Here is an 11,525-nt window from a genome sequence, read left to right as displayed (position 1 = left end):
AACTGAACCAACCGCTTAAAAGGTCTTCTTCGACTCCTTACCTCCAGCCACACCCTCGAACTTCGGCGTCAGCTTCATGTTGTGGAAGATGAACGAGTAAATGTCGGCCGTGGTCTCGAGCGACTTCTTCAGGTTGGAGGCGCCGTGGCCCGAGTTCACGTCCACGCGGATCAGCACGGGGTTGTTGCCCTTGTATAGCTCCTGCAGCGTAGCCGCGTACTTGAACGAGTGGGCCGGCACCACGCGGTCGTCGTGGTCGGCGGTGGTGATGAGCGTGGCCGGGTAGTTGACGCCGCGCTTCAGGTTGTGAATCGGGGAGTAGTTATACAGGGTCTTGAAGTCGGCCGGGTTCTCGCTCGAGCCGTACTCGGCGATCCAGTTCCAGCCGATGGTGAACTTCTGAAAGCGCAGCATGTCCATCACCCCGACCTGCGGAATGGCCACCTTGAACAGGTCGGGACGCTGGTTCATGACGGCGCCCACGAGCGTGCCGCCGTTGGAGCCACCCTGGATGGCGAGGCGCTCGGGCGAAGTGTATTTCGTTTTCACGAGGTGCTCGCCCGCAGCGATGAAGTCGTCGAACACGTTCTGCTTCTTGTGGCGCATGCCGGCCTCGTGCCACTTCTCGCCGTACTCCGATCCGCCACGCAGGTTCACGAGCACGTAGACGCCGCCCTGCTCGAGCCAGCCGATGCGCGTGGGTGAGAAGCCGGGGTTGCTCGGCACGTTAAAGCCGCCGTAGCCGTACATAAGCGTAGGGTTGCTGCCGTCGCGCTTCAGGCCTTTCTTATATACGATGAACATCGGCACCTTGGTGCCGTCCTTGCTCGGGAAAAATACCTGCTCCGTTACATAGTCGTCGGAGTTGAACTTCACCTCGGGCTTGCGGAACACGTCGGTCTTGCCGGTGGCGATATCGTACTTGTAGATGGTGGGCGCAAACGTGAACGACGTGAAGGTGAAGAACAGCTCCTTATCGCCCTTCTTGCCACCGAACACCGAGGCGGTGCCGAGCGCCGGCAGCTTCACCTCGCGCTCGCGCTTCCCGTCGAGGCCGTGCACGTACACGCGGCTCGTCACGTCTTTCAGGTAGCTCACGAACAGCTTACCGCCGGCCGTAGAAATACCGGTGATGTTCTCGGTGCCTTCGGCGATGATCGTTTTCCAGTCGGAGCGGTCGGGGTTGTTCGGGTCGATGGAAACGACGCGGTTGTTCTGGGCGCCGTCGTTGGTGAGCACCAGAAAGCGGCCGTCGGGTGCTTCGGTCACGAAGGAGTAGCTCAGGTCGGTGACTTCGCCGATGAGCGGCTTGTAGGTGGATCCGGCAGCGCGCTCGTCGCGGAACCAGAGCGCGTTCCCAAGCTTGCCCTTGGCGCCGCGGTCGCGGATATAGAGGAGGGAGTAGCGCTCGTCTTCGCTCGTGCCCACGTTGTGAAAGCGCTGCACGTTGGCCTTGTCTTCATACACCAGCACGTCCTGCTCCTGTGCAGTACCCACCTTGTGGAAATACACCTGGTGGTTCTCGTTTTTGGCGGAGAGGTCGGAGCCCGATGCGGGCTTCGGATAGCGGCTGTAGAAGAAGCCGTCGCCGCGCCAGGCTGCACCGGAGCTTTTGATCCAGGCGAGCGAGTCGGGGAGGTACTTCAGCGTCTGCATGTCCATCACGAAGTAGGTGCGCCAGTCGGAGCCGCCGGCCGATTTGCCTACCACGGCATAGCGGCCGTTCTCGGAGAGCGAGAAGGTGGCAAGCGACGTGGTGCCTTCGGCCGAGAAGCCGTTGGGATCGAGCACGGGCTCGGGGCGGCCGCTCAACCCCTTCTGCCGGTAGAGTACGCTCTGGTTCTGCAGGCCGTCGTTCTTGTAGAAATAGTAGTAGTCGTTGTTGCGGAAGGGCGCGCCGTACTTCGGGTAGTTGTTGAGCTCTTCGAGGCGCTTCATCCACTGTGCGCGGTAGGGAATGTTCTCGAGGTAGCCGAAGGTCACTTTGTTCTGGGCGGCCACCCAGGCCTTGGTCTCCTCGCTCCGGTCGTCTTCGAGCCAGCGGTAGGGGTCGGCCACCCTGGTGCCGTGGTAGTCGGTGAGGGTGTCCACCTTGCGGGTGGTGGGGTAGGCCAGCGGGCCCGATTGGGCGGCAAGGGCAAAGGGCGCGGCCAGCAGGGCGCCCAGCAGGGTTGCTTTCATGCGTGTACGTTTTGAGGTAGGCTTAAAGATACGGGTTCGCGCCGGCAGCGGCTCTGCGTTTTGGAGGAGCGGCATCCTTCGACAAGCTCAGGACAACCTACTGCCTTTGAGTTATAAGGGTAAAATGGCTGCGCCGCCTGTGCAGGTCGATCGCGGGCACAGGGCGGCCGCGAGCGGCCTTAGCACGCGGCGGCGCGGCGGCGCAGCGAAAAGCGGTCGGGCAATTCGCTTTTTCGCCGCGGCGGCGCTAAGGCCGCCTGCGAACCTTACTTAAAGTAACAGCTTCCGTCAACCAAAAAAAGGAACGGCCGGAAAGATCCGGCCGTTCGCTTCGTGTGTGCCAGGAGCGGGCAGAAGCCTGTTCCGTCGGGCGATTATGAACGAGTGAAACACCGATGCTAGTTGGGGCATTGCGGTGGTAGTACCAGTACAAAAGAGGCGTCGGGCGGCGCGCCCTGCGGCCGGTAGCGGATGCGGAGGGCGGGGCGGGCATCGTGCTCGTGGATGCGGGCCGCCCGGGGGTCGGCAGGATCGAAGCGGGCCCCGCAGCGGGCGCAGTATCCGGGAGGGGGCGCTTCCCGTTCCGGGCGTTCGGGCGTTTGCATAGCAAGCAGGTTTAAGGATCTATCAGCAAGGCGGCAGCCGGTATCAGTACTGAAAAGAAAGGGCCATCCCGGGGCGGTTTGCGGCGCGTTGGTGCGAAAGCCCCTGAGCTACAACGCACTAGGAAATTATGCACGGCAATCCACAACCGAAACGGGGAAATGTGCGCAACGTGTTAATTGCCTGACTGCAAAGCAGGTAGGGCCGAACGTGCTTTTTTGGTGATTGGGGAACAAAGGGTGCAATGTGTTGCGCACTGCGGCTGGAGTGGCAACCGGTGCGAAGGGAGATCCTGAACGCGGAGGTAAACAAGAGCGCCGGGCCGTTTGCTTAAAGAGCGAACGATCGTATGCGATCGGTTACCCGCTGCCGGTCGTAGGCAAAGCGTTCTGCGTACGCAGGACATGCGCGAAAGCCTCCTGTTCTGGTTCCGGCCATTCTTTCAGAGGCTGTTTGAATTCATGTACTTTCCTAAAAGCTAGGAAATGTCGGCCGCAAGCGGCCTTGGCACGCGACGGCGCAACGACGCGGCGACGATAAAATGCAAGGATAAATAGGTAGCACATTTCCGATTCGCTGCGCGGCGCCCCGAAGCTTCGGGGCGCCGCGTCGCCGCGCGAAACAGGCCGCTTGCGGCCTTGCCGGCCTTTCAATTAATTCAAAGAGCCGCTTTTAAACAGGTAGCCGGAAGATCCAAACGGGAGCAATTCAGGAAGGGGTGATACTACCTCCGCGCATGTCCCGCCCGGCGGGACGCTCCGCTTACGAAGGGCAGTGTGCGCGTTGCGGGAACGGAGTATTGGCATCCCCAGGTTCTGCGTAGCGCCCTCAGTCACCTCCGCGCCCGTATGCACCTCCGCGCCTTTGCGTTAAAGAATAACGTCCGCAAGGAATACTCCGGCATCTGAAAAAAGTTCAGGACCCAGGCAACCACCGCTTCTTCCGCCGCATTTATCTTAGTACCCCCGTCCGCATGGAATTAGCCCAACTCATCGAAGACTGCCGCCACGAGCGCCGCAGCGCCCAGAAAGCGCTCTACGGCCACTTCGCGCGCCCGTTCTTCGGGCTCTGCCGCCGCTATCTCAAAAACGAGAGCGAAGCGGAGGAAGTGTTGCAGAACGGCTTCGTGAACATCTTCGCCGCGCTCCCGCGCTTCGAATACATCAGCGAGGCGGCCACCGTGGGCTGGATGAAGCGGGTGCTGGTGAACGAATGCCTGCAGCACCTGCGCCGCAGCACCTCCTTCCTGCAGGTAGGCCTCGAAGAGGCGGCGGAAGTGCCCGGTGGCGAAGATCCGCTCGAAGGCCTCGAGGCCGCCGAGTTGCTGCGCACCATCCTGCAGCTGCCCACCGGCTACCGCACCGTCTTCAACCTGTACGTGCTGGAGCAATACAGCCACAAGGAGATCGCCGCGCTGCTCGGCATCTCCGAAGGCACCTCGAAATCCCAGCTCAGTAAGGCCCGCGCCCTGCTGCAGCAATTGATCACCCAAGCTTATCCCGGTCATGGACTCCGTAAAACCCGATAAGACGCTGGCCGGCAGGCTCGATGGCCTGGAGCTTCCCGGCGCCCCGCCTTTCCGCGAGGAAGCCGTGTGGAACGGCATCGCCCGCCACCTCCGCGCGCGGCGCCTGCGGGCCCTGTGGCCGCGGATGGCGGTAGCCGCGCTCCTCCTGCTGCTGGCCGCACCGCTGCTCCTGCTCCGCACCGAAGTATCCCCGCCACCGCAGGCACGGGTAACGCCTGAAACGAAGGACCGTATTTCTACCGGCGCCGCACCGGCTGTGGAGCCGACAACGAAAACGATGTCTCGTGAAGAAGCAACAGTGGCAACGAAGACCCGGGTGACCCAACCGGCCCCTGGCAAGGTGGTGGTAGCTCCTGCGCTTCCCGGCGACAGCAGCGTGGCCATCGTCCAGGTAATGGTGCCTGCCGACACCGTACCCGCGCCCCCGGCGGCAGCGATCGCAGCAACGCCGGCGGTGGCTGTAACAGCGCCGGTACGCCGCTTCCGCATCGCCCACATCAACGACCGGGGCACGCCGGTGCTGCCCGAAATAGCTGCCACACCGGTGCCCGACGAAGACCGCGACCCCCAGGGCGTGCTGCGCCTGCGCCGCGGCGCCTCCGGACCGCAAACCGAGACCGAGGGGCCGCACGAGCGTCGTCCCCGCCGATTTTCGCTTTCCCTTTCCCCTCAATAATTAACGCTACATGAAAAAGCTCCTCCTGCTGCTGGCGCTCGCCGCCGGCACCACGCCCCTTTTTGCCCAGGTCGAAGCACCGCGCCTCAGCCGCTCGGAGGCCATCTTCAACACGCCCGCGCCGAACACGCTGAAGCACCGGTTTCATTTCGCGCTTGGCTCCGGCAACCTCATGGCCATCGAAGTCACCGATCCACGACAACTCCAACAACTCAACGACCTCGATTCGCTGTTCCGCGCCGTGTGGACGACCCTTCAGCCCTTCACCGACTCGCTTCGCAAGCCCCTCGTGAGCCGGCGTATCGATTACGTGATGAACCGGGTGGAGACGCGCATCCGCCTGCTCGAGCACCCGCAGCAGGGGCTCCAGTTCCGCATCCGCGGCGCCGACACCGCACAGGTGAAGGTGGAGCAGGACACGCTGCGCATCCGCCTCTTCACCCTCGATACGCTGCGCGACCCGAAGCGCATCCGCCTGTATACGAGCGAGCCAAGCTACGTTTATGAGCAGCCTTACTACGTAACGCTGTACCTCAACCAGGTGACCGACGTGGAGAACCTCTCACCCGCCGACCTGCACTGGGCGCTCAACCACCTCAAAGAGGAGCTGGGCAGCAACCTCACGAAGCAGGTGCCCGGATACTCGATGCTCTATGCCTTTTACGATGTGACGCGCCGGCGTAAGATTACCCCCGTGGATCCCATGCGCTTCAGCTACCGCAAGCGCTCCTACTTCAACCCTTACGTGCAGGTCGGGCTCCAGTTCGTGCGCGGCGCCTGGGCGCCTTCCACGGCGGCGGGCTTCGAGCTCACGCGCAACGTTCGCGAAACGCGGCAGGTGCACTGGCGACTCTACTGGGAACCGCACTTCTTCTTCAACCGCGGCGAAAAGGGCGCGCTCATCACCGACCGCAACGACTTCGTGACCTTTGCCTATACCGACAAAGAATACACTACCGACCGGAAGAGCATCCGCTTTTCCACCCACCTCACCGTCGGCTACCTCGTGCGCCGCGCCGGTCCCTGGCTGAAGCCGGGTACCGTCAAGATCTCGGTGCCGTCGGCGATCATCTGGAAACAGCTGCATCTGGAGCCCGAGTTCTGGTTCAACGACCTCTTCAAGGGCTTTAGCCCCTCGCTCAAGCTCACGATCCCGTTTGATTAAGCCCGCTTCGGTGGCATAGTTTTTCGCGCAGTTGTCTGTAAAACGATCCTTATGCAACCCGATGATGTTTTGCCCGTTCCCGGCACCGGCTCCCGCGGTAATGCCTCCAACCCTGAGCCCGAAGGCAACGAGGCACCCGGCACGTCCCCGCTTTTCGATAAGAAAGCCGAAACCTACCTGCGTGAAGGCGGTGTGATCGAAGACATGCCCGACCCGCAGGAAGAGCAGGAAGCGGAAGACACGATGCGGGAAGGAGATCACGACGGGGCTTAGCGGGAGAGAAAGCACGCAGATAGTTATGATTGATACGATTGCCGCAGAGCCGTTGTTCGTCGACTGCCAGATCGCTTTACTTCTCTGCCAAGGTTGATCGCTACGGTATGGAAGTATGTAGGATCGGTATGATCACGAGGAATGATGACGCACAAGGGATTACTCCAGAAGAGCAGTCTGTTTTGCAATGCTTGTTGCTTATTCATCGTACCCGATGATCATACTGCTGCAAGCGCAGAGTAGGAAACGCTGTTCAATTGACATCCGCGCTTATCGGATCAAATCATAAATATCTGCGTTCCTTCTCTAACCATGCCGGCTACGGAAAAGGTGGATGGCTATGCCCCATCCGCACATCAGCACATTAACCCCTTAGCACATTCCTTATTGTGCAGCGCCTTTGCGCGTAGGTGCCCGCGGCACGATGTGGATGACGTATCGGGTCTGGTTGCGGATGCTTTCCACGAAGATCTTGTATTCGCGGGCCTCGAAGCTTTCGGCGATCTCGCCGGGCTCGGCCTTGGTGGGCACGCCGGTAAAGAAGGTGCTCTGCGCGAGGTCGCGGCGGAACTGCGTGTAGTTGTCGAGGTGGCGGGTGCTGTACTGGAAGCCACGGATCTCGCCGCTGAGGATGTTCACGATCACCATCTCGGTAAAGCGCTTTGCCTTTTTGTCGGCGTCGCCCATGAATACGGCGTGCTCGCGGTCGATGACGCCGCGGCGGTCGAAGCCCTTGCTGCGGAGGAAGGTGCTTACGAAAGCCGTGTCCTTGCGCTTGTCGGTGAGCTGCATGAGGTCTTCGAGGCGGAGCTGCTGGGCGCCGGCTTCGGAAGCGGCGCCGAGGGCGAAAAGAGAAAGGGCGATCGTGAAAAAGCGGGTGCGGTTCATAGTTTGGCTCCTTTGATCCAGATGGAGATGACGTACTTGGTTTTCTTGTTAACGGACTCGAGCAGCATATCGTATGAGCGGCTTGTGAAGCTTTCGATAAACTCGCCCTCGTCGGCCGCCGGTATCGGCTGCGCCCGGAAGTCGCGGTTGGCGCGGATCGCCTTGAGCATGCCTTTATACACCTCCTGATGACGCGTGCAGTACTGGATCAGTTGCACCTCGCCGGAGGCCGACTGCAGAAATACGATCTCCGTGAAGCGCTTCACCGTGTCCGACACATCGCCCATAAAGGCCACCTGGTTCTTGTCGACGGTGGCATTGCGGTCGAAGCCCTGGTCTTTGAGCAGGGTGCGCTGGAAGGCTGTATCGCGCCGGTTCTCCAGGATCTGGATGAGCTCATCGAGCCCCAGCTGCTGGGCCCCGGCCGAGGTGCCGGCCAACAGCAACAGGGTGAAGAAGAGGTATTTCATGAGCGCCGTTTTGGTGGGTCAATGCGGGGTGGGTGGCGTCCGCTTAGGGGGTACAAGTTCCCGAATTTCGTGCGGACAGCCAAATCAACGGAAGTCCGCGGTAAGGCAGCGGAAGGAAAGAGGGGATTTTTACCGCTAAGAGGGAGTGTTTATTTGTTTATTAGTCTATTGGTTTATTGGTAAGGGGTCATTTCTGTGGAGCATCCCTTATCGTACCAAAAGATCTTACCTACGCGGCTTGCAATCGTAGAGACTCTACAAGGCAAGCACCTATCCGCGCTTATCGCATCAAATCCGTATCATCCGCGTTCTTTCTCTTACACAGGCCCATCGTCACTACGCTGCCCATAAAAAAAGACCCCGCCTTTCGCGGGGCCTTTACCTCGACATTCAAAATTCCTTGTTCTTTATTCTACTGTTCCCTGCGTGCGGGCTCGTAGGCCATGATCGCCTCGGCAAAGCGCTCCATCTCCTCGAGCTGCGGCGAGCATTGCAGGAGGAAGAAGTCGACGCCGGCGCGCTCGAAGCGGTCGATCTGCTCCGCTACCCCCTCCGGTGTGCCGGTGAGGCCGCTGCGCAGGCCGCGGTTGGACACGGAATAGTCTTCGAGCGATACGCGCTTCTCGAGCTGCGTGCCGTTGATCCATTGCTGGTAGTTGCCATAGCCACGGGCAGAGGCCTGCACGTCGGTGATGCGCGCAAGCTCCTTTTTCACTTCTTCGTCGGTGTTGCGCACGACGCTGTACGCGGCCACTCCGTAGCGCATTTGCGGCAGGCCGAGCTTGTCGCGCCGCTCGCGCAGGTCCTGGATGCGGCGGCCGATCACGTCGGGGTCGTCGCCGTGCATCACGTAGCCGTCGCACAGGCGCGCGATGAGGTTCTTGCCCGCTTCCGACTCACCCCCTGCGTAGAGCAGCGGCTTCGTAGCCGGCTTCGGCTGCAGCACCGTGTCGTTTACGCTGTAGTATTTGCCTTCGAAGGAGAAGCCGTCGCGCTCCCACATGCCCTGCACGATCGTCATCCACTCTTCCATGCGCGCATAGCGGTCGTCGTGCTGCTCGTACTCGATGGCGTACTTGAGGGCCTCGTCCTTCCACCAGCTCGACACCACGTTGAGCGAGAGGCGGCCACCCGAGATGGCCTGGATGTTGGCGGCCTGCTTGGCGAAGATGGCCGGGTTGTGAAAGGTAGGACGCACCGCCACCATCAGCTCGAGCTTCTTCGTGATGGCGGCGAGCGCTGCCGTGGTAGTGAGGGCGTCGAGCGAAGGCGCGTCGATGCCTTTGATGTCGTTGAGAAAGAGCTCGGCAATGAGGGTGAGGTCGTATCCCAGCTCCTCGCTGCGCTGCACGAGCCGCTGCACGTAGGGCCAGCTCGTTTCCATGCCTTCATCATCCACGTTGCGGAGCCATCCGCCAAATACCGGTAACCAGTAACCGAATTGCATAGATCAGTTTTAGTGTGTTAATGAGGGAGAGAAAGAACGCAGATGATACGGATCGTGCGGATACGAACGGATCGATCCGTTTTCACCCGTTTTATCCGCCGGATCCGTGTTCCTTGTCTTTATTGTTCTGGATTCAAGGAGTCGATATAATCCACCAGGTTCTGGAACGGGTCAAATCCCACGACGTTCACGGCGTCGGCGATGAAGTTCGAGAGCGCGTTGATGTCGTAGAAGAGGGCCTCGCCCGTACGGTCGTCGATGAGGTACTCGATGCCGCCGACGTCGATGGACGCTTCCGCCACGATGCGCTCCACGGCGGCCACGATCTCCGCAGGCGGTGTGAAGGGCTCCACGCGGATGCCCTTTTTCGCAGCGGTGGTGAGGCAGGCCTCGCCGATGGCAACGGGGGCTTCGGGCTCCGGTGTGGTCCTGGGAGATCCCTCCTGCGTCGGGACGCTCGCTGCCGAAGGCAGCGGCACCTGGCAGATCTCCGCCGGGCACAGGTTGAACGAATCGCCGGGCGGGTACACCTTCAGCGCATAGAGGAACTTGCCGTCGAGCGTTTCCACGCGGTGGATGTGCCCGCCGCGCGCCGGCACGAACTCCTGCACCAGCGCGGTATGGTCGATACCGAGGTCGATGGAATCCGCCTCGACCGCGGCCGCCAGCGCGCCTTCGGTGTCGAAGCGCAGGATACCGGCACCCGAGCCGCCGATATTGGGCTTCACCACCACGGGATAGCGCAGCCCCTGTGCGGCCGCCACCAGCTGCGACGGGTGATTTACCACCACCGCCTTCGGAAAGGCGATGCCCAGCTTGCGGAACAGCACGAGCTGCAGCGCCTTCGAGGTCTCGATCTCCGACGCACGCGTGCCGTTGATGACGCGCACGCCGTTGGCCTCGAGGTAGCCGATATAATCGTTGGCGTAAAAAATGGCCTGCGTATGGCCACGGAGGTACGACGAAGATGAGACGCGGTTGATCACGACACCATAGGGCGGGTCGGCGAGCGGATCGAAGCGGTGAAAACCCGCGTGGATCTTTTCATAAGGAAGCCCGCGCTCCTCGAGCGTGCGGAAAAAAGGCTTGAACCATTCGGGGTGCTCATAAAAGACACCGATGGGTTTTTTCATGTAAACTATTTTAGAAGGGATGGAAGGAGTGGAAAAGGTACGACGAGGCGGGCATCAGCGCCAACAACAATATAAACGGGAAGCAATGTATCGGTCTACCATTTTAGTATAGTAATGCAAAGAAAAGGGCGGGCCGTCTTTCCCGCGCCGCGGTGCTGCTAAAATTTTTTAACGTTTGTGGAGGGTCCCGCCTCACCCCTACTGCTATCTTTGGCACAATGGTAGCGCACGCGCACCATCTTATTAAAACGAACATATGAATCGAAAGAACCTACTGCTGGCCGGTACCCTGGCCCTCGGTCTTGCCTCCTGTGTCAGCAAGAAGAAGCTGGCTGCCGAGCAGGCGAAGTACGCTGAACTGAATACCTTTTATACCCAGGTGCAGACCGACCTGAAGGCCTGCCGCGATGCGCAGGACGAAGCCGCACGCCGCCGCTCCCAGCTCGAAGGTGAGCTCGAAAGCGCCCGTACGCAGCTCGCCCAGCAAAAGGAAAGCAACACGCTCATGGTGAACCAGCTGAAGGATCTTTCCGTGATCTCCGCCTCCCAGGCCGAAAGCATCAAGAAATCGCTCGAGAACATCGGCTCCAAGGACGCCTATATCCAGGACCTCAACCGCGCCATCCAGCGGAAAGACTCGCTCAACCTCGCCCTCGTCACCAACCTGAAGAGCGCCCTCAAAGACATCAACGACCAGGACATCGAGGTGAAGGTGGAGAAGAGCGCCATCTTCATTTCCATCTCCGACAAGCTGCTCTTCAAGAGCGGTTCCTACGAGGTGAGCCCCGCCGCCATGACCGTGCTCGGTAAGGTAGCGCAGGTACTCAACGCGAAGCCCGAGATCGAGTTCCTGGTCGAAGGCCATACCGATAATGTGCCCATCACCGGCGGCGCCATCCAGGATAACTGGGACCTCTCCACGAAGCGCGCCACCTCGATTGTGCGCATCCTGCAGAAGCAGTTCAGCATCGACCCGAAGCGTATGACCGCCGGTGGCCGCGGCGAATACCTGCCGCTCCAGGGCAACGAAGGCCCCGCAGGCCGCGCCGCCAACCGCCGCACCCGCATCGTGATCCTGCCCCAGCTCGACCAGTTCTTCAAGCTGCTCGAGAAGCCGCAGCAATAATCAGCTACGTTACTTTATATAAAGAGCCATCCCGC

Annotated in this window: 11 protein-coding genes; 5 read left to right on the top strand and 6 right to left on the bottom strand. The window is 60.7% G+C overall.

Annotated features, from left to right (window positions below):
* Nucleotides 1-15: 15 nt before the first annotated feature.
* Complete coding sequence (locus ABD937_RS17170) at nt 16-2,181, bottom strand: prolyl oligopeptidase family serine peptidase (RefSeq protein ID WP_345257032.1); 2,166 nt, start codon at nt 2,179-2,181, stop codon at nt 16-18.
* A gap of 398 nt (nt 2,182-2,579) precedes the next feature.
* Nucleotides 2,580-2,786, bottom strand: a complete 207-nt coding sequence (locus tag ABD937_RS17165; protein ID WP_345257031.1) for a hypothetical protein — start codon at nt 2,784-2,786, stop codon at nt 2,580-2,582.
* A gap of 971 nt (nt 2,787-3,757) precedes the next feature.
* Here ABD937_RS17165 and ABD937_RS17160 point away from each other — a divergent pair.
* The 4 genes from ABD937_RS17160 to ABD937_RS17145 are packed head-to-tail and all read left to right on the top strand — an operon-like array spanning nt 3,758 to nt 6,426.
* Nucleotides 3,758-4,312 (top strand): RNA polymerase sigma factor, encoded by a 555-nt coding sequence (locus tag ABD937_RS17160; protein ID WP_345257029.1) that lies wholly within the window; start codon nt 3,758-3,760, stop codon nt 4,310-4,312.
* Entirely contained in the window at nt 4,290-4,988 is a 699-nt protein-coding gene (locus ABD937_RS17155) for a hypothetical protein (RefSeq protein ID WP_345257028.1), read from the top strand. Before ABD937_RS17160 ends, ABD937_RS17155 begins: the two co-directional genes overlap by 23 nt.
* A gap of 10 nt (nt 4,989-4,998) precedes the next feature.
* Nucleotides 4,999-6,153: a hypothetical protein gene (locus ABD937_RS17150; protein ID WP_345257027.1), complete on the top strand. Its 1,155-nt coding sequence runs from the start codon at nt 4,999-5,001 to the stop codon at nt 6,151-6,153.
* Nucleotides 6,154-6,204: 51 nt separating this feature from the next.
* Nucleotides 6,205-6,426, top strand: a complete 222-nt coding sequence (locus tag ABD937_RS17145; RefSeq protein WP_345257026.1) for a hypothetical protein — start codon at nt 6,205-6,207, stop codon at nt 6,424-6,426.
* A 384-nt stretch (nt 6,427-6,810) separates the two neighbouring features.
* Here ABD937_RS17145 and ABD937_RS17140 read toward each other — a convergent pair whose 3' ends face one another.
* The 4 genes from ABD937_RS17140 to ABD937_RS17125 form a co-directional block, all read right to left on the bottom strand.
* A complete protein-coding gene (locus tag ABD937_RS17140) occupies nt 6,811-7,314 on the bottom strand; it encodes a hypothetical protein (RefSeq protein ID WP_345257025.1) in 504 nt (167 codons plus the stop codon).
* A complete protein-coding gene (locus tag ABD937_RS17135) occupies nt 7,311-7,784 on the bottom strand; it encodes a hypothetical protein (protein WP_345257024.1) in 474 nt (157 codons plus the stop codon). Before ABD937_RS17135 ends, ABD937_RS17140 begins: the two co-directional genes overlap by 4 nt.
* 412 nt (nt 7,785-8,196) lie before the next feature.
* Nucleotides 8,197-9,231: an LLM class flavin-dependent oxidoreductase gene (locus ABD937_RS17130; RefSeq protein WP_345257023.1), complete on the bottom strand. Its 1,035-nt coding sequence runs from the start codon at nt 9,229-9,231 to the stop codon at nt 8,197-8,199.
* A gap of 119 nt (nt 9,232-9,350) precedes the next feature.
* A complete protein-coding gene (locus ABD937_RS17125; RefSeq protein WP_345257022.1) occupies nt 9,351-10,364 on the bottom strand; it encodes an ATP-grasp domain-containing protein in 1,014 nt (337 codons plus the stop codon).
* Between the two features lie 256 nt (nt 10,365-10,620).
* On the opposite strand from ABD937_RS17125, the gene ABD937_RS17120 reads away from it, so the two are divergent.
* Complete coding sequence (locus ABD937_RS17120) at nt 10,621-11,490, top strand: OmpA/MotB family protein (protein WP_345257021.1); 870 nt, start codon at nt 10,621-10,623, stop codon at nt 11,488-11,490.
* The last annotated feature ends 35 nt before the right edge of the window (nt 11,491-11,525 follow it).

The sequence above is a fragment of the Flaviaestuariibacter amylovorans genome (genome assembly GCF_039541815.1).
Taxonomy (GTDB): Bacteria; Bacteroidota; Bacteroidia; order Chitinophagales; family Chitinophagaceae; genus Flavisolibacter; species Flavisolibacter amylovorans.
This window is presented reverse-complemented; position numbering and strand designations above follow the sequence as displayed.